15 protein-coding genes and 1 CRISPR repeat array (1 of these 16 only partly in view) are annotated in these 19,694 nt (G+C 26.8%); of the genes, 3 read left to right on the top strand and 12 right to left on the bottom strand.

All coding sequences use genetic code 11. From position 1 onward, the window contains the following. Positions 1-2,175: a CRISPR direct-repeat array (repeat unit 31 nt; unit sequence ATTTCAATCCTATTATAGTCTTATTTCTAAC); it reaches 3,059 nt to the left of the window's first position. A 342-nt stretch (positions 2,176-2,517) separates the two neighbouring features. From cas2 to cas8a1, 7 genes are read right to left on the bottom strand one after another with little or no spacing between them, the layout of a single operon-like run. Continuing rightward, entirely contained in the window at positions 2,518-2,781 is a 264-nt protein-coding gene (cas2, locus tag ACMC9J_RS08535; protein ID WP_011953725.1) for a CRISPR-associated endonuclease Cas2, read from the bottom strand. Positions 2,782-2,785: 4 nt separating this feature from the next. Next, complete coding sequence (gene cas1b / locus ACMC9J_RS08530; RefSeq protein WP_427003236.1) at positions 2,786-3,754, bottom strand: type I-B CRISPR-associated endonuclease Cas1b; 969 nt, start codon at positions 3,752-3,754, stop codon at positions 2,786-2,788. Between the two features lie 14 nt (positions 3,755-3,768). After that, complete coding sequence (gene cas4 / locus ACMC9J_RS08525) at positions 3,769-4,275, bottom strand: CRISPR-associated protein Cas4 (protein ID WP_427003235.1); 507 nt, start codon at positions 4,273-4,275, stop codon at positions 3,769-3,771. Further along, positions 4,276-6,480: a CRISPR-associated helicase Cas3' gene (gene cas3, locus ACMC9J_RS08520; protein ID WP_427003234.1), complete on the bottom strand. Its 2,205-nt coding sequence runs from the start codon at positions 6,478-6,480 to the stop codon at positions 4,276-4,278. It abuts the gene before it with no gap. Between the two features lie 8 nt (positions 6,481-6,488). Next, a complete protein-coding gene (cas5b, locus tag ACMC9J_RS08515; protein ID WP_427003233.1) occupies positions 6,489-7,109 on the bottom strand; it encodes a type I-B CRISPR-associated protein Cas5b in 621 nt (206 codons plus the stop codon). After that, positions 7,110-8,096, bottom strand: a complete 987-nt coding sequence (cas7i, locus tag ACMC9J_RS08510; protein WP_427003232.1) for a type I-B CRISPR-associated protein Cas7/Cst2/DevR — start codon at positions 8,094-8,096, stop codon at positions 7,110-7,112. Positions 8,097-8,098: 2 nt separating this feature from the next. After that, positions 8,099-9,457, bottom strand: a complete 1,359-nt coding sequence (gene cas8a1, locus ACMC9J_RS08505) for a type I-B CRISPR-associated protein Cas8b1/Cst1 (RefSeq protein WP_011953731.1) — start codon at positions 9,455-9,457, stop codon at positions 8,099-8,101. A 334-nt stretch (positions 9,458-9,791) separates the two neighbouring features. Between cas8a1 and cas6 the strand changes: the two genes are divergently transcribed. Next, positions 9,792-10,520: a CRISPR-associated endoribonuclease Cas6 gene (gene cas6, locus ACMC9J_RS08500; protein ID WP_427003231.1), complete on the top strand. Its 729-nt coding sequence runs from the start codon at positions 9,792-9,794 to the stop codon at positions 10,518-10,520. A 33-nt stretch (positions 10,521-10,553) separates the two neighbouring features. Here cas6 and ACMC9J_RS08495 read toward each other — a convergent pair whose 3' ends face one another. Further along, positions 10,554-12,866 carry an Ig-like domain-containing protein gene (locus ACMC9J_RS08495; protein ID WP_427003230.1) on the bottom strand — a complete coding sequence of 771 codons (2,313 nt, stop codon included), beginning with the start codon at positions 12,864-12,866 and terminating at the stop codon, positions 10,554-10,556. A 281-nt stretch (positions 12,867-13,147) separates the two neighbouring features. Between ACMC9J_RS08495 and ACMC9J_RS08490 the strand changes: the two genes are divergently transcribed. Both ACMC9J_RS08490 and xerA read left to right on the top strand, forming a co-directional pair. Then, positions 13,148-14,203 (top strand): restriction endonuclease subunit S, encoded by a 1,056-nt coding sequence (locus ACMC9J_RS08490; RefSeq protein ID WP_427003229.1) that lies wholly within the window; start codon positions 13,148-13,150, stop codon positions 14,201-14,203. Between the two features lie 96 nt (positions 14,204-14,299). After that, a complete protein-coding gene (gene xerA, locus ACMC9J_RS08485; protein WP_427003228.1) occupies positions 14,300-15,295 on the top strand; it encodes a site-specific tyrosine recombinase/integron integrase in 996 nt (331 codons plus the stop codon). Positions 15,296-15,360: 65 nt separating this feature from the next. Here the strand turns inward: xerA and ACMC9J_RS08480 are convergent, their stop codons facing one another. Genes ACMC9J_RS08480 through ACMC9J_RS08465 form a run of 4 tightly spaced genes read right to left on the bottom strand, consistent with a single transcriptional unit; the run spans position 15,361 to position 19,430 of the window. Next, a complete protein-coding gene (locus ACMC9J_RS08480) occupies positions 15,361-16,464 on the bottom strand; it encodes a restriction endonuclease subunit S (protein WP_427003227.1) in 1,104 nt (367 codons plus the stop codon). 13 nt (positions 16,465-16,477) lie between these two features. Then, positions 16,478-18,022: a type I restriction-modification system subunit M gene (locus ACMC9J_RS08475; RefSeq protein ID WP_427003226.1), complete on the bottom strand. Its 1,545-nt coding sequence runs from the start codon at positions 18,020-18,022 to the stop codon at positions 16,478-16,480. Between the two features lie 3 nt (positions 18,023-18,025). Then, positions 18,026-18,565, bottom strand: a complete 540-nt coding sequence (locus tag ACMC9J_RS08470) for a restriction endonuclease subunit S (protein WP_427003646.1) — start codon at positions 18,563-18,565, stop codon at positions 18,026-18,028. Positions 18,566-18,608: 43 nt separating this feature from the next. After that, positions 18,609-19,430: a hypothetical protein gene (locus ACMC9J_RS08465; protein ID WP_427003225.1), complete on the bottom strand. Its 822-nt coding sequence runs from the start codon at positions 19,428-19,430 to the stop codon at positions 18,609-18,611. Positions 19,431-19,694 lie beyond the last annotated feature (264 nt).

Below are 19,694 nucleotides of genomic sequence, written 5' to 3'. Positions count from 1 at the left end.
ATACAATTTATTTCAATCCTATTATAGTCTTATTTCTAACTGTTTGTGTATTCGCAGTTGAAGTTGTCCCAACTATATTTCAATCCTATTATAGTCTTATTTCTAACATTAACGAAACAGAAGATGAGTTAGCTTATTTATGTATTTCAATCCTATTATAGTCTTATTTCTAACGAGTAATGTTCGACCCTCTCGGATATAGTAGAGGAAATTTCAATCCTATTATAGTCTTATTTCTAACACAACCTTTTTAGTGATAATAAGTTACGAACGAAATTTCAATCCTATTATAGTCTTATTTCTAACTGTGACAGAGTATATTATTAATAAAATAGGAGTTACATTTCAATCCTATTATAGTCTTATTTCTAACTGATTTGCCTTTGTTTAAGATTACACTTCTTAAATTTCAATCCTATTATAGTCTTATTTCTAACGAATGTATGTGTTCAAATTTAAAGACTTATGGTAGATTTCAATCCTATTATAGTCTTATTTCTAACATGATTTAGCGTTTTTCTGCTCATCATTCATGATTCATTTCAATCCTATTATAGTCTTATTTCTAACGAATACAAAACCCAAACAGATTTCATAAACAGTGTAATTTCAATCCTATTATAGTCTTATTTCTAACGTTACGAATCAGTGAAAAACCTGGGAAGCGGACATCTATTTCAATCCTATTATAGTCTTATTTCTAACTTTATTATATGATTTAAAAGAAGAAAAACAAATTATTATTTCAATCCTATTATAGTCTTATTTCTAACTGTTTTTGAGTCATCATAGCTTCCTATGTCAAGAAAAATTTCAATCCTATTATAGTCTTATTTCTAACTATTGCAAGTGTAGCTGGAACAACAACTTCAGGTACATTTCAATCCTATTATAGTCTTATTTCTAACTATTCCAGTGTCATCTAAATCTGGAGTGTATTCTAATTTCAATCCTATTATAGTCTTATTTCTAACCATAGACATATTACAAGTGATGTGTCAGATTATAACAATTTCAATCCTATTATAGTCTTATTTCTAACTGGGCAGCCTTCAGCAACTACTACGGCAGAAAACAATTTCAATCCTATTATAGTCTTATTTCTAACTGTATACAATCGATTCAGAATGTAGATTACTCTTATTTCAATCCTATTATAGTCTTATTTCTAACAAGCGATATAAAATATACTTTAACATTGAAAAGTTGATTTCAATCCTATTATAGTCTTATTTCTAACTTGGTATAGTTCCAGTAGGAACTTTAAGGAAAGATTTCAATCCTATTATAGTCTTATTTCTAACTTGACAACTTTTATACCACCTTTTATGATTGTATGGATTTCAATCCTATTATAGTCTTATTTCTAACCTCATTAATCAAACAATTAATTGATAAAATGGGTATTTCAATCCTATTATAGTCTTATTTCTAACACAAAACATTGATTATGTTAGTACTGCAATTGAATATTTCAATCCTATTATAGTCTTATTTCTAACGATTATGGAAATTTCTTATTAACTACAATATAAAAAAATTTCAATCCTATTATAGTCTTATTTCTAACAACAACATTTTTAAGCTTAATAAGTTCCTAACGAAATTTCAATCCTATTATAGTCTTATTTCTAACAACAATAGTATTATAATAAGACGTTATGAAATGTTATTTCAATCCTATTATAGTCTTATTTCTAACTATATTTTTTTGTGTTTTGTTGTTATTTATATTTTTATTTCAATCCTATTATAGTCTTATTTCTAACGGTGAGAAAATATATGCTCATGTAGTTTGTAATGTTGATTTCAATCCTATTATAGTCTTATTTCTAACCATTGTTGGCAACACCACACATTCCATTCTTGACCTATTTCAATCCTATTATAGTCTTATTTCTAACGAGGATAAGCCGTTTAATGTTGTTGCGTTGATTGTGATATTTCAATCCTATTATAGTCTTATTTCTAACATTTATTCTAAATTAAATTATTTGATAATCTCATATATTTCAATCCTATTATAGTCTTATTTCTAACGGTATTTTTAAACAGTTTAGTTCTTGTTATGATGGCTATTTCAATCCTATTATAGTCTTATTTCTAACCAGCGAATATTTTAAGGAAGTGATAATATATCAAAAATTTCAATCCTATTATAGTCTTATTTCTAACAGGCCACATTTTTTCTCAAAAAGGGCTAAAACAATTTATAATTTATTTATTCATATACTTAAATTTGTCGATAACAAAAAATGTTTTTTATTTATATGTATCAACAAACAAATCTAAATAACTTAAAATAAAAAATAAAACTTAAAAATTTATAAAATAAAATAATAACCTGTTTAAAAGAGAATTAACTTATTTAAATAAATAAAACTTAAAAAAATAATCAAAAAATAAAATTTTTTAAATAGCTAAAAAATAATCAAAAAATAAAATATGTGATAAACAAAACTTTTAAAATTTATTTTATCAAATTTAACAGTTTAAATAAAATTAAAAATATCAAATTTATAAAATTTCATCGATAGGTGCTTTTTCAATACCTAAAACCTCACGATTCATCACATCAGCCATTCTTAATTTATAAATTATAACTGAATCAACCTCTGTGTCAATTATTTTCATTAAACCATCATGAATTATCTTAAACTCGCTTTCACTAGCTTCTCCTTCAAAAACAGAATTTTGAATCCAAAAGAGATACTGCCTTAAAAATGACTTTACTTTATTGACCCGCTCAACCTTAATATCATAAACTATAATTACATACATAAAGTCACCACCAGCTTACGAATGGATCATATTTTTCAATACCTAAAATATGTTTTTTAAGTTTATATGCTTCTAATCGGATTAATCTTTGGTAAGAAACATTTTTCTTTAATTTTTTATGTTTAATCGTTTTTTCAAGTCGTTTATTGTATTCTTTTATGAATTTATTTCGTCCTTTATCATTTAAAAGACAACAGTTTAAATCTTCATTAAAATCTTTTTTAGACAACATTCTTTTGTTAACCATATAAAAAATCAACCTATCAACAAAAATCGGCTTAAAAATTTCACTAAGATCCAAAGATAGTGAAAATCTTCTTTCAGAAGGTTCATGAAGATAAGATATTGTAGGATTTAATTGTGTATTATACAATTCTGTCAAAACTGTAGAATACATCATTGAATTTCCAAAGCTAATTAAAGAATTTATCATGTTTTTAGGAGGTTGTCTGGATCTGCCTTCCATTTTAAAATCATCGGGAAGAATTTCATCAAATTTAGAATAATATTCCGAGCGAATTCTACCCTCAATATTCATTATTTCAGTTATTTTATTTGTTGAATTTAACTCTGATAATGTTTCTTTAATATTGTTTTCAATTTTATAATAAGCCAAAACCTTTAAAATATTATTTGCTGCTCCTTCAACAAATAATTTAGCTAATTCCAACCTTTTTTGAATATTTAAATAATAATCTGCTTGTTTTACTAATAAATCACCAGACAGCAATGTTTCACGAGGATAATAAGATCCACTATAAAAACCATAATAATTGAAAAAATGAATAAGAACTCCATTTTTAGATAAAAGACTCATTACCTGTGAAGAAAAGGTTATCTGACCATATGCATAAATTGAATATACTTTATTAATTGGAATTGGTTTTTTACCTTTTTCATTGACAAAATAAATAGTATTTTCTTTCCTTTTAAGAATCCCTTCAGACAAGATATAATAATTCTTTTTTGACATTTAAAAAAACACCTCTATGAAAAACAAAACTCAAAATAAGCACATTTACTGCAAATTCTTTTCTTTTTAGGTTTTGGCATCGAACTATCAAAAATGTTTTTGATATTTTCAATTATCTCAAATAACTCTCGTTCTTTTTCTTTTGTTAAAGTAATTTTCTTCTTTTTGCGACTATTCGGATAATTTAAAAAACCCACAACATTTTTTATATCCTTTTCATGTTCTAAATAAAACATATAATATAAAAGTTGATATTCATTAGCTAAATTCATTTTTTGTGACTTTTTTACTTCATGAATTTCAACAGAATCAGTTATTTTAATAAAATCCACATTGATTAAGTTATCAATAAGAAAGTCTTTTTCTCTTTTAAAACTAGTTTCATGTAAAAATTTGCCTAACTTAACATTCTCATGCTCATCTTCTAATTGGATATTATGAGAAAATAACCATAATTTAGTTTTACATATGAAATAGTAATTAATTTGAGTTCCATTAATTTTAGAAATCATAAAATTCATTTATAAAATTGTAGATTCTTCATCCGAAAGTTTTAATCCCAATTCCGAATCATATTTTACATCGATAAAGTAAGTATTGCTATTTAAATCAAATTCAACATTATTATCCTTTTGAAGTTTAAAAAATTGACCTTTACTAATTGACAAACAATAACTCATAGATTTATAATATTGTTTATTATTTATTTCATCCAAATATTTTTCCCTAAATTTTTGAGGAACAACCTCATAAGAATCAAAAAGATTATAAAAATCATTATCTTTATTAAAATTTATAAAAGGGACAATATTTTTTAATAACCTGTTAAAAGAGAGTTTTACTTCATCAAAAGTTTCTTGATTTTTTGAATCATAACCCTCACTGTATACATAATCAATAATCTCTTGAATTTTACTTTCTTGTAAAATATCAAAATTATTTAAAACATCTAATGTTTTATTAACCAAATTTTGATTATAAATATATTTATCATTATCAGACCCTATTTTAAAAATATTAACCTGTTTAATAATATCATCTTTCCATCCTCTGCGATTAACCCTACCAAATCTTTGAATTAATGCATCCAATGGAGCTGGCTCAGAATATAAAACATCATAATCAATATCTAAAGAAACTTCAATAGCTTGAGTACCTATTAACAGATTTAAATTATCTAAATTTTTTTCTATTCTTTCCCTATCTTTTAATATAAATCTACTATGTAATAATGCAGAATTATCCACATCATTTTCCTTAAACCATTCATAAATAAATTGGGCTTTATCCACAGTATTGCAGACAATCAATACTTTTTTACCAGAATTTATATCATTTAATATTTTATCACAACAATTCTCAATACAATTATTAATTATATTAACTTTATGGCGAGTAAATGAATCTAATTCTTTTGAATCTAAGGATATAAAATTAGAAATATCCAATTCCTTAGAAAAAAGATTTTTTAAAAAAGACGGAAGTGTAGCAGACATGATAAAAATATCTACACCAAATTTACTTTTTAAAATTTTAAGAGATTCTAATAACAAACAAGTGACCCTAGCATCATATGCATGAATTTCATCTAAAATTAACAAACTGTTTGTTAATTCAGATAATCCCATTTCAAAACCTTTAACTCCAAAAAAGAATTTAATAAGTTGAAAAGGTGTTAAAATTTTATAAGGCCGATATATTTTCTTTGTTAAATTTTGAATTCTTTTAGTTTCCAAGCTAGACTCATCATAATCTCCAGACTCAACAGATTTATAAATAAAATAAGATGCTTTTCCATGAGAGATTCCCACTAATTCATCAGAGCCCAAATCTTTGACCAATCTATTATACATAGCATTTATACTTGCAGTAAACGGCAAAACATAAAAAATCCTTTTAGAAAAATTATCAGTCTGATTATTATCAGCCCATAAAAAAGAAGCCTCTGTTTTACCACTGCCTGTTGGAGCTATTAAGAAACTACTTCCTTTTGTTTTAGAAGCTATCAGTTGTGTTTTTCTTAATGAATCAAAAGTATATAAATCTCCATTTTTTACTGCTGAAAGTATTTCATATTTAGATCCTGAAGCTAAATAATCACAAGCATTCATAAAGCCTTTTAAAAAATAACCATAAATACCATGTAATTCATTATAATTACCTGTCTTAAAATCTTTAAAATAATTAAGCACTGTTTGATTATAAACACTTCTTAAATCCTCAAAAGAAATATTATTAGGCGTTTTTAATTTATATCCCAAATATTTTTCGCTCAATTTTGGAACTAAATTTAAATAAGATAATAACTCATCAAAATTAGGTTTTAACTCAAATAATTTTTCATCAAAAACACGTTTAGCTTCTTTATTTTTTATTTGATAATCTTTTCTTAACTTTTTAACATCTTTATGGTGAGTTATAATTGTTAAACCAATTGCATTTATTGTAACTTCTGGAAAAATATCCTTTAAAGAAATAATAAAACATGCAGATAGTATTTCATGCCTATATCCCCAATAATTATTTGAATTTAAAGAATTTTGAAAACCTACTGCTGCTTTACCAAAATCGTGGAAAAATAAAATATAAAAAAGATGTTCCCAAAAATCAGGAACACCACATATTTTAGGAACATCAGGATAACATTCTTTAATACATTTAAAAACTTTTAAAGTATTTTCCGTATGCTCCATTAATGTTTCATTAGGTTTAGCTAAAATAACCATAATCTAACCTACTTATGAATCCAAACTCCCCAATTTAACTCAGAATCAAAATAACAATCGCCAGAATAATCAAAAAATTGATTCATCAATAGATATGGTTTGGTTCCAATTGCTTTTCTAGGAATTGAATTTGAAAAATGTGTAGGTAATGCTTGAATAATTCCAAATGCACCTTCAATACCAAATGGTAAAATTGTTTTACCTAACTTAACATTATTCTTTTTTTCCATTTCAATTTCTTTAATTTCACTAATAATAGCTAAATCTGAAGATCTTCCAAGCAAAATTGGATATGCTGGATTTTTAAAATAGTTTTTAAATTCCAAATTATCAATATATAAATATAAACTAGGATTAAATAGAAACTCCCTTTTAGCTACATTAGATTTGTTTCCTTTTAATCCTTTTAATTCATAAATTGTCTCTAAATCTACTGCTTTTGCATCATAATCAAAAACAAAACCAACATTTGTTTCATCAGGAGTAACTAACTCTCCTTTAACAGCAGACAATAATCCATAAATTGTACTTAAAGGAGGAACTGGCAATGTTGGCTGAAATCCACTTATAAATGCAGGATATCTAAATGAAGCAGTCCACCCCTCAATTAAAATCCTTAAATATTTCATTTAAATCAACTTAGGAATTTCATCAGAAAATTTATCAGTTATCTCTTTAATAGTTCCAATATGAACATTTTCTTTATTTTTAGCATATTCAATTATTTTATCTTGAGTATCTTTTAAAAATCCTGTTCTAACACCAATGAAAATATCTGATTTAATAATATCAGAATAATCTGAAATTACTTCATCTAAAGCATTCAAATCAAATATAAGTTCTCCTTTTTCTTCACGGATAATATTCATGAAAATATGATTCCCACCATCAATAGCAGCAAGAACTATTATTTTTGGAGTTACATCTGTTAAATGGGATGCAGATTTAGCACCTCCAGACAAATAAGGTAATGCATTAATAATATCTTGTGTGCGTTTAACTCTAATCTCTTTATCCATTATCCATTTATCTTCTTCGTGTTCCAATCCTTTTTCTTCAGCTAATTTTAATAAATCAGCAGACATATTTTTATATCCTGTTTTTTCACTTTCAGAAAATATTCCAACAGCACCTAAATCAATTGAAAAAATACCTTTTAAAATATTTGAATAAAATTCATGTTCATAAGGTACAGGATCCCCCTCATGACGAGACATGACACCAAAATCTTCAGTTGGATTCTGACCAATTACTGCAATTAGAGGTGAATTTTTTAAAGGAGAAATTCTTGTAACAGTTCCTCCTTCTTTTTTAGACATGGCCCTCATATATCCAAAAACATCATCATCAGGATATTCAATAGGATTAGCACTTGTGAACGCAATCTTTTTTTCACGACTAATAGGAGACATTTCCCAATCAAATTTATCTTCCAAAGTTTCTCTCCACCAATATCTTAAAGCTTGACCAGAAACATAAGGATACCTAGTCATTCCTTTTCTAATAGTTTTAACTCTAACAATATTATCTGTTCTATCTCCAGCATCAGATCCTGCATTATTAAGCGCAGAATGAGGTGCATCAATTAACATTAAACCTACAACATTATTTGTCATTTTTATTCCTCCAATAATTCTTCTTCTGAAACTTCTTCAACAAAATCATTTTCAACCATCCAATCATGCAAGTTTTCATATATTCTAAAAAGCAACAAATCTTGAGTTTCTCTCCAAGTTAAATTACCTTCAGGAAATAAATTAACTACATAATCATCAAAAGTAAATAATAATTCATTATCATCTTTAATTTTACTTTTAAGAATTTTTCTTAAAACATTCCTAAAATTATTATACGAAGACGCATTCTCCAAACTAGATAATGTTTTTTTACTATCATTAATTTCAATGTATTTTGATAATTTATCTCCAACAGTTTTTATTGCATCAATTCTTTTTTCATCCATTTTTCTAACCTCTCTTATATATGCATTAACTAATTTCCATGAACAATAAGTTTTTTTATATTTAAAATTGTAAAAGTACTTTAAAATAGATTTATTCAATAATAAATTGTTATAAACAACATTTGGTTTGTTTTTGTAATAATAATTTTTTTTATCCTTGTTAAAAGTTTCTTTTTTATCCCATTTAACAAATTGATATCCTTTTTTAAGAATAAAATTCCAATTATGTTTATCTTCTAATGGAATATCTACTAAAAAATTAAACACCTCCATAGGCAATGTATAAATTTCAAGTTCTGGTCCTTGATTATAATTAGTAAAATAATAAAAATTCAAAGATGGATTTTCATCTTCCCACAAATCAGATAAAGAAATCACTTTTATAATAATTTCAAAAATTGCATTGACAGGTCTTGTAATTCCATCATTACAGCAACCAGTGTAATCTTTCAATGCTATTTGATTATCCACATTTTGAATCGTTTCTTTAGCCCATAAACTCATTACTAATTCTGAATCAGAATGCAATAAAATAAATTTTCCTCCACAGGTATACATTAATAATGGAGAAAATTGAGTTAAAATAGCACATAATGAACAATAATCTGCCCCATCATTAGCAAATGAAAAATAATTTTTTAAAGATCCAGATCCAGTTAATGGAATTGTACTTTTTCCAAACACATTAACTGAATTTCTTCTACCACAACCTATACAAGAACCTTCATCTTGAATATCTTGAATATTTTCAATTTCACATTTTAAATCATCAAAATATTTTTCTGAACGATTTCCTTTAATGGCATTATTAACTAAAGAAGAATTTGGAAAAATACTATACATATTTTTATTCCAAGCATCATTAAGATAAAGTTTAGAAATGAATTTTGCTTCATTCTCAATATCTTCAATCGTGATATTGTTGATTGATTTATCTAGCATACCTTTAAGTGCAAAAATACCTGCATCAATAAAAGGATTCCCAGTTATTTTTAAATCTAAATTTTTAGACATGCTTTTTCTCCTTATTAAATTTATTTATCCTAAAATAGACTGATTTTAAGAATATGTTCATTTTTTCAATCACAAAATGTACTTATTATACAATTTAATATTTTGTAACTTCAACTATTTAAAAGTAACCTAATGAACATATTCTTAAGAAAATTATTAATGAAAGATAATAACTTGTTAATAAATAATATTATAATCAAATATTTATAAATATATCGATTTTAATCTTAAAAAATAAAAAACCATCTCTAAAATATTATAAACAATGTTCAAAATTGATTTTAAATTCAAAAACAAAAGATACTTTAATTATCCAAAATAAATAAGAATATTAATGAGACTCGAAATTATCTTAAAAGGAAAAAACAACTTTAAAGTTCCATTTAATTACAATCATATTTTATCAGCAATTATTTACAATAAAATAGCTGATTTAAATTTTGCCAATGAATTGCACTCATCAAAATCATTTAAATTTTTTACTTTTTCTCAAATCTATATTCCTAAAAGAAGAATCGTTAAAGATGGAATAATAGCTAAAGACGGAGTTATTAGTTTTTATATATCTTCACCTAATGATTTTTTAATTAAAAGTCTTGTTGATGGATTTCTTGAAGATTTAGAAATAAACTTTCAAAACCAAAAATTAACAATTCAAAAAATTGAAGCATTAAAAACCCCTGAATTTTCATCTAAAAGTGAATTTAAAACCTTGGCACCAATAATTGTCAGAACTAAAAAAGAAATTGATGGTGAACTTAAAATTTGGGATCTTGCACCTTCAGATAAGTTTTTTAAATCATTGGAAAATAATTTAATAAAAAAATATATTAAATTTAATAATTTAACAAAAACCGATAAAAAAATCAATATATATTCAGATATGAATTTTGTAAAAAGAAAACGAATTTCAATAAATAAAGGCAATGCTACAACTCATCACAGAGCTTATATGATGGATCTTATTTTAGAAGGAGACCTTGACCTGATTGAATTTGCTTATGATGTTGGAATAGGTGAGAAAAATTCAATGGGCTTTGGAATGGTTAAATTATTGGAATAATTTAATAAAAAAAGAGTTAAGAGAAGATTTCTCCTAACTGATTGTAATTTTATTTCCAACCTGATAACTGTTCCATGCTGAAGTGATAATATATTTTCCTTTAAGGAGGTTGATATTTAAACTTGCAACACCATTATCTGCTGTTGTTTTATTGTAAAATACTCCGTTTATATTGAATATCACTGTCTGATTAGCTAAGGGTTTTCCCTGACCGTCAAGAACAGTTGCATTAAATTTACTGCCGTCCTTAAACTTCATGGACAAATCATCAGTAAGCAGAACACTTTTAACAACCACATTGTTTCCCACATCATATCCTTCATATATTGCAGTTACAATATATTTTCCGGGATTCAAATTGATATTTAGTGTTACTGTTCCATTTTCATCAACTGTTCTGTTATAAAATACTCCGTTTATGTTAAATGTTACGGTTTTACCAACAGCTAAGCTTCCTTCTTTATCATAGACTTTTGCTGTGTATTGTGTGCTGTTTTTATAATATTTGACTATATCATGGTTTTCACAGATAAGTGCTTTGACAGTTATGTTGAAACCTTTTTTCTCATTGTTTACAGGGTTGTATGCCGTTAAAATGTAGGTTCCTGGTCTTAAGTTAATGTTTAATTTTGCATAACCTGAATCATCAGTGTTTCTTGTGTAAAACACACCGTTGATATTGAATGTAACTGCCCTGTTAGCTAAAGGATTTCCTGAAGTATCAATGAATTTTGCATAATACTGTGTTGCATTTCTGAACATCTTTACAATATCATTACTTTCAATAGTTTTTGATACATTTATATTGACTTCTTTAGAATCACTGCCGAAACGTCCATTATAAGTTACTTTAGCCGGATATTCCCCAGACTCCAAATTAACTGCCAGTGAAGCAGCGCCTTTATCATCACTAACTTTTTTATAATCAACACCATTGATATTAATGATAACATTTTCACCAGCAATAGGATTACCATTAACATCTTTTAAGTATACATTAAGCCTTTCAGGACCTTTATAATATTTGTTTACATCATTTACCCAAAGTACGGCACCATAATCATTTACAAATAACTTATCGCTGCCGACAAAATTATTATCCAGTGAATGGTAAAAATCAAACTGTCCTGATCTGACAGCTTTAAGAGAAAGTGTAATGTAATTATTCACATCACAGTCATTTAAATTCCAAACTACAATACGATTAGAATCCAATCTGTAATTTCCTTTAGATACTGTTGCACTATTAAAATCAAATCCTTCCGGAAGAGCAAACTGAACTACAGGGCTTGAATGAGCAATATAATTAACCTGATATTTCAGCTCAATATTATCCCCAGCAAGACATGAGCTGACGGGAGTCAGTAATCTGAAAACTTCCATACTGCTGCCAAAAACATGAGTTCCCAAAAACACTTTATCCCTTGCTAAGGGAAGGGAATTTCTTGAATGGAAATTACTGAAGTAATAAACATTATCTGCCATATGGGATGTTGAGCGGCCAACACCTGCACCGTCATCATTTGATGCATAGGAATCTACTCCATAGGACAGTCCGTTGGGAGAAGCAGTCAGCTTCCAGTGATAAGTCATTATATTTCTCCTGTTGACACCATAGCTGTCAGTATAAACTTTTTTAATAGCTGCATCAACAGGATTCAGACTGCTGTCATAACTGCCTTTCTGAGACATGGAATAAACATTAGGACATAAAACATACTGTCCCGGCTGCAGTTTAGAAACATGATACAAATTACTGAAAACAACACCATAGGTTCCGTCAGCTGCCTTAATTACAAAATGACCTAAAGAATATCTGGACATTATCTTATAAATTCTTGAAAGATAGTCATTTGTAATCTGATTGTTGACAACCATTTCAGAAGCTATGCTTTCAATCTGGCGAAATGCCGAACCGTCTGTTACACCGCCATTACCAATAAGCCAGCCGTTGGACGTAACAATTGCATGTGAAAAATATCCATCACTGGTTTTATATTGCTTCAGATAACCAATATCTCCCCAGCTGCCGCTTTCAATATAAATATCCGCAGCATTTGTAGCATCACGCCTAACACAGATAACTCCTTCATTATCACTTACCTGAAGAACAGCTGAACTGCATTCACTTAAATTAATCAAATCATCAGCAGTCTGACCTGTGTCCTGTCTTACGGCACCGTCTGCATAGTATTCTGCATCAGTGTTAGTATCCAACACCACATTATCATTAAATGACAATTCATCTAAATCCTGACTAGCTACAGCATCATCCTGCGCACTGACTGAAGTTATAGCTATCAGAAAAACAAAAAAAACTAAAATAAAATACTTTCTATTAAACATGAATTCACCTGTAACCTATTAATTAACAGATATGTAATGATTGTATGTTAAAATATAAACATTTTTATGAAATTCAGATGTGTTTTTAGAATATAAATCAGTAACGGATTCAACTAAAAAACAGAAATTATCCGAAAACTAAAAAATTCAACCATGGTTTTGTTTTATAATTCCATATGTAAAAATAGCTTTTTTAATAATCATTAAATAAGAGTTAAAAATAATAATTGCGATTTAGCGGATTTACGGATGAATGGAAATCATTCAAATTAAAAGATTTATTGCATAATAAATCATCTAGTATATCTATTAATCAATTGGAGGATAATGTTGGTAATTATCCTTTATATGGTGCTAGTGGATTTTTAAAATGCATAGATTTTTATGAAATGGATAGTGATTATATTTCTATTGTTAAAGATGGATCTGGTGTTGGAAATATCAGTTTTCATGAAAAAAACACATCTGTTGTTAATACATCAGAATATATTTTGCCTAAGGAAAATCTAAATATTCATTTTATTTTCTATTTACTTCAAACAATTAACTTAGATAAATATAAAACAGGGTCAACAATCCCTCACATATATTTTAAAGATTATTCAATTGAAAAAGTTAAAATACCTAAATATGATGAACAGAAAAAAATAGGAATATTGCTTAAGAATCTAGATGCAAAAATAGAAATTTTAGATAATAAACTACAAATGTGCCAGAATTTCAAAAAGTATTTAATGCAACAGATTTTCACACAGAAATTAAGATTTAATTTTACTGATGATTGGAATTATATGAATTTTAGTGAGATATTTAAGTCTGTTTCAACTAAAAAATATCAAATTAAAAGTGCTGATATATTGGATAAAGGAGATTTTGAAGTCATCAATCAAGGTCAAGATGAAATTGCTGGATACTTTAATGATAAAACTAAGTTATGTCAAGAATTACCAATTATTATTTATGGAGATCATACTACATTTGTTAAATTTAGAGATAAACCATTTATTGTTGGAGCAGATGGAGTTAAGCTATTAATTCCAAAATTTAATGCCAATCCAAAATATCTATTTTATGCTTTAGAACATTTTAATATCAAACCTGAAGGATATAAAAGACATTTTTCAATTATAAAAAAAATTAAGCTACCTATACCTACTTTAGAAGAACAAAATGAAATATCTGAGATATTTACCTATATTGATATAAAATTAAAATATACTAAAATTCAACTTCAAGAAACAGAAGAATTTAAAAAAGGACTTCTCCAGCAAATGTTTGTTTGTTTGCGAAAGTTGATGAGGAAATTAATGGAATTTCAAATCAAATTTTACAGATGAATAGATTTAAAAAATCATTGTTACAACAAATGTTTGTTGTACAATTAATTTTATCATTATTACAAAATAAGAAACATATCTAAAAATGGTGTTTTAATGAAAACTAAAATTATAACCAATATTCAGACAGACATGAAACCTTTTTTAGATAAAAATCAGCTGAAAAAATTAGAAAATACTTTAAAACAAAATTTAGAACATTTTGATGTGATAAAAAAAGACAAAATTTTAACATCAATTGAATCTAAGAAAAATCAAGACCTTGTTTTAAATTTTCTATCAGCAAAACAAGTAGAAGGCTGCTCACAAAGAACTGTAACATACTATAGGGCAACAATAATAAAAATGCTTGATAAAATTAAAAAGAAAATAGAACACATTACAACAGACGATTTAAGAACATATCTTGCAAACTATAAAAAAGAAACAAATTCATCCAAAATAACCATCGACAATATAAGAAGAGTTTTATCTAGCTTTTTTAGCTGGTTAGAAGACGAAGACTATATTGTCAAAAATCCTGTAAGACGTATTCATAAAATAAAAACAAGAAAAACTGTAAAAGAAGTTTTGACTGATGAAAACTTCGAAATATTAAGAGACACCTGTACTAATATTAGAGATCTTGCAATGGTTGAACTTTTAAATTCAACTGGAATACGTGTTGGAGAACTTGTAAACTTAAATATAGATGATGTATTCTTTAATGAACGTGAATGTATTGTTTTGGGAAAAGGTGATAGTGAAAGAACAGTATATTTTGATGCTAAAACAAAAATACATTTAATGAACTATTTAGAAACACGTAAAGATAAAAATCCTGCATTATTTGTCTCATTTAAAAAACCATACAATCGTTTGGGAATAAATGGTGTTGAGCGAAGAATACGTGAACTTGGAAAGCAGGCCAATATCAAAAGAGTCCACCCCCATAAATTCAGAAGAACTATGGCAACAAATGCAATTGACAAAGGAATGCCAATAGAACAAGTACAAAAACTATTAGGACATGTACAAATAGATACAACAATGCACTATGCTATGGTTAATCAGAACAATGTGAAAAACTCACATAGAAAATATTTAAGTTAAAAAAAGATTTATAAAATAGAATTAAGATTTTAAAGTCCTAATAGTTCTATTTTATAATTTAATTTTTATCCATGAATAAAATTTAAACAAACAATTCTGTGCTGTTCTTTTAATTCAGGTACAATAAGTTTTATATTTAAGAATTCTTTTGGAGATATTCTTTTTGATCCTGTTCCCGTGGATAAACTCTCTAAGCTTTCATAAAAAGATTTTCTAGAAAAATAATAATAAAACCATTTAGGTTCTATCTCTCCTTTGAAATCAAATGAGGGAATATCTGATGATGATAGATATCCATCAAGTTCTTTTGGAACAATTCCAAAAGCACCTTTATGCAAATTCTGTTTACCATAAATAAATTGCCCAGATTTTCTAATAAATTGCTTTGTAGCACCTTCTTTTTCAATAGTTTTTGATTCACGAACAGTAATGCCCTTTAAATTTAATTTAACAGTTAATCTTTTATTAATATCGTCAGTACCTTCAATTTTACTTTCAGTCAAAAAATCCTTAACTTTTTTTGTTTTATAGTGACAATTATCATCAAATCTTAATTTCTGTGTGAAAATTTGTTGCATTAAATACTTTTTGAATTCTTGATATTGTTGATATTTTGATTCCAACAATTGTTCTTTTTTAGTAATCTCTTCAAGAAGTCTAATAATCATTTTTTGTTCATTTATTGATGGAATTCTAATATTCATTACTTTAAAATCCTTAGGATATAAATGGACAATAGATACTCCTTGAGCATATTTAGCAATTTCAGTTTTCTTTTGATTTAAATAATAAGTAATAAATGGAGCATATTGGTTAGTTTTAATGACTGTAATATCTCCACCAATTGCAACTTGATCTTTTTGAATGCATGAAGCAGTTGCTAAATCAATTGCAGTTTCACCAGAACAAGGTATTAAAATATCATTCTTTTCAGATAATTTAAGTTCATTTTTATCTAAATCTGTTTTGGACTCAATGTTGTAAATCATTTCATTATATTTTGTATATAACTCACCATATCTCACACATTCAATACCATAATTGGAGATATCATTTTTAGAAATCCCTTTACCTTTTGAAAAAGTTGCAACATCATTTAATGTGACTTCATTCCATTCATCCGTAAATCCGCTAAATCGCAATTTAGGAACTAATTTTTCTTCACTCATGCAAAATCAATCCCTAAAATAATGGTGCTTTAATACCCAATTCATCACAATATTTCTTAATTTCTGCATCAACTTCTTTCATTTCTTCAGAAATCTTTTCAAGTTCTTTGCATACTTCATCTAAATCTACTGGTTCTTCTTCTTCAAAAGTATCAACATAACGAGGAATATTTAAGTTAAAATCGTTTTCTTTAATCTCTTCAAGTGAAGCTCTGTGTGAGTATTTGTCTATTTCTTCACGATTGATGTATGTGTTAACTATTTTATCAATATCTTCTTCTCTTAATTTATTTTGATTTTTAACCTTTTCAAATTCTTGAGATGCATCTATAAATAATATATCATCATTTTCTTCACGACATTTTTTAAATACTAAAACACATGTAGGGATACTTGTTCCATAAAAAAGATTAGCCGGCAATCCTATTACTGCATCAAGGTAATTTCTCTCATCAACCAAAAATTTTCTAATTGTTCCTTCAGCTGCTCCTCTAAATAATACTCCATGAGGTAATACTATAGCCATTGTTCCGTTTTCATCCAAATGATAAATCATATGTTCTACAAATGCATAATCTGCTTTTGATTTTGGAGGTAATTTTCCTGCTGCACTGAATCTTTCATCATCTAAGAATTTTTTATCTGAACTCCATTTTGCTGAAAATGGTGGATTTGCTACTATTGCTTCAAATCTCTCGTCAATAAACAATGGTTCCTCTAAACTGTCTCCCTGGCGAATATCAAAATCATTGAAATTTACATCATGAAGAATCATGTTCATTCTAGCTAAGTTATAAGTTGTTTGGTTTAGTTCCTGACCATAAAAGTCTGTTACTCTTACTTCTTTACTTACACGAAGCAAAAGTGAACCTGAACCACATGTTGGGTCATAAACAGATTTTAATCTGTTTTTACCAACTGTAACTAATTTTGCTAAAATCTTACTTACTTCCTGAGGAGTATAAAATTCTCCTGCTTTTTTACCGGCATCTGATGCAAATTGACTTATCAGATATTCATATGCATCTCCAAGAATGTCATTTTCATCATTTTCAAGTTCAAAATCTATTTCAGATAAGTGTTTTATTATTTGTCCAATTAACTTATTTTTATCGGATACTTTTCTTCCAAGTTTGGATGACTGTAAATCCACATCATCAAAAAGATTTTCAAAATCCTGAGCACTTTCTCCACCAATTGAAGAATCTCCCACTTTTTTAAATGCTCTTTCAACATTTTGAATTAAATCTTCATCACCAACACTAGCCTGTTTAACTAAATTTGAAAAAAGATCCTGAGGTTCTATGAAATATCCTAAATTTTCAATAGCTTCCTGTCTTAAATCTTCTTTGAATTCATCTTTTGCATATGCCTGTTCAAAAGTTAAACCGTCCTGTTTTAATTCATTTGTTAATCTTAATTCAATTTTTTCAGATAAATACTTGTAAAAAATAAATCCTAAAATATAATTTTTGAATTCATTTGCATCCATTGTTCCACGTAATACATCTGCTACTGCCCATAATTTTGTTTCTAAATTTTGTTGTTTGTCTGACATTTATTAATCCCCCACTAATTTATCCAATATTGCTTTTTGTGCTTTTTTATTGTTTTCTACTGATTTTAATTTTAATTGAATTTTATCTTCTAATAATCTTAATAATTTACCATACTCTTTTTGATTATTGTAATCTGGAATTGGTAGTTTAACTTCCCTCATATGATTAATTTTAATCCATTTTCCCGCTGAACCTTCTCTTAACTTATTTAGTTCACGCGGGAATATACTACTTTTTAAAAGAAAAACCATAAAATCAGAATCTATATTCTCATGTAATCTTATGATTATATAATCGCTTGGAATTATGATTCCCTTTTTTGTAATTTTAGTTACTTTATCTAGATCAAAACTATGAACAATAATATCATTTTCTTTTGAAAAGTATTTTTCAAATTTTTTAAGATAATTATCTGAAACTGTTTTAGATTCACAGTCAAACTTTAAAAAATTATCAGAGTAGGTTTTGTGAACCACAACTTGTGATTCTCCATGCTCATCACCATATCTAGATAATCTAACTCCTGAAAAAACATCAGCTATCTGTGATAATCTTTTTATTTCTATTTAAATTCCCCCAAATTTTTTATATAGAACATTTTAATCCCATAGGTCTGAATTCACAACCAACCTTATCATGATATTCTATTTTAGCATATTTAACTAAAGATAAGGGATTTATTAATTTATATGTTGAAGGTTTTTGATTGAATTTATATCCGCATTTCACACGAAGGTTACGATAAATATTATTATAAATTTCCCCGTACTCCATTATCTTGTGTAAGGGAACTTCATCTATTCCATTATATCTAACTCCATTTACAACCCTTGCATATTTATTTCTTGTTAGTAACAGTTTATCAAATTCACTTTCAAGTAAAACATATTGTTTATTATATAATTTTCTTGAAAAATTTCCAAAATCGTTTATTCCAAATATTTCTAATATTTTAGCCCGATAATTGTTTTCAAACTGAAATCCTATTAATGGCATTACAGAAATTTCATCATAACTATCGATGATTTTTAGTGTTTGGTATAATCCCCCATTATCATATTCATGGTTGATGAAATAGTTTAATCCAAATTTTACAGCATCACTGTTTTCTATTGATTCATCATTTGGTATTTCATTTTTAAGAATTTCATGTTCTTCCAATACTCTTTCATAGTCTGCAATTGTTAATGGTTCATATATTTCATATTTTCTGAAGAGATTAAATATGTCTTCTTCATTAAATACTGTTTTTTTAATTCCATGTTGTATAATAACCTCCAATACATTATCAGAAATTAGATATTCCTGATTATTGTTATGAATTACTAATTTATCATTAAATCTATCAAAAGTTATTCCGTCATCATTTAATTCTTGTACTTTTTGTTGAGTAGTTTGTTTGTTCATTTTAAGACCTTTGTTTTCTTATTTAGAAAAAAACTGCCTGTAAATATGAAAACAAATTTTATATTTCTATTTGAATTCCATGATTAAACAAAGATTTAATAATGTTGAAATAAATAGATTAAAGTGCAATCAATTTACTTGTCATATTTACATGGCAAGTTTTTTTATTCTTAAATTAATTTTGTCCTATTTTTGTAGGACAAATTATAATTTACACTTCTTACCATATAAATGTTTCTGTCCTAATTAATTAGGACAAAAATA

This window comes from Methanobrevibacter intestini, from assembly GCF_047402955.1.
In the GTDB taxonomy this organism is placed as follows: Archaea; Methanobacteriota; Methanobacteria; order Methanobacteriales; family Methanobacteriaceae; genus Methanocatella; species Methanocatella intestini.
Note: the sequence above shows the minus strand (reverse complement) of the source record. Positions and strands in the feature narration are given on the sequence as shown.